Source organism: Vibrio sp. 1978, assembly GCF_033344345.1.
Map to the genome: position 1 here is coordinate 1 of NZ_JAWPOP010000904.1, position 544 is coordinate 544.

Annotated in this window: 1 protein-coding gene; it reads left to right on the plus strand. The window is 46.3% G+C overall.

Annotated features, from left to right (window positions below; all coding sequences use genetic code 11):
* Positions 1-544, plus strand: a 544-nt coding sequence (locus tag R8N49_RS29780) for a pyridoxal-phosphate-dependent aminotransferase family protein (protein WP_318190785.1), incomplete at both ends; no start/stop codon positions are given.

Sequence of the window (544 nt, forward strand, 5' to 3'; positions counted from 1 at the left end):
GATGTTTATCCGCAGGTATTGCAAGCCCTTAGCCGTCCAACGGTTGGTCATTTAGACCCTCTGTTTATCGCGATGATGGATGAGCTTAAACAGCTGTTGAAATACGCTTTTCAAACCGAAAATGAGTTCACTATTGCGGTTTCTGCTCCAGGCAGTGCTGGGATGGAGACTTGTTTCGTTAACTTGATCGAGAAAGGTGACAAAGTCATCGTTTGTCGAAACGGTGTCTTTGGCGAGCGCATGCGTGAAAACGTTATTCGTGCTGGTGGCGAAGTGGTGCTAGTCGATGATGAATGGGGTGCGCCTGTTTCAGTAGATAAAGTTGAACAAGCACTACAGCAACATCCTGATACAAAAATTCTGGCTTTTGTGCATGCTGAGACATCCACCGGTGCTGTCAGTGATGCACAAACTCTAGGTAAGTTAGCCAAGCAATATAATGTGTTGTCGATTGTGGACGCCGTTACATCGTTAGGCGGCGTACCGTTAAAAGTTGATGAATGGCAGCTTGATGCTGTGTACTCGGGCAGTCAAAAGTGTTTGT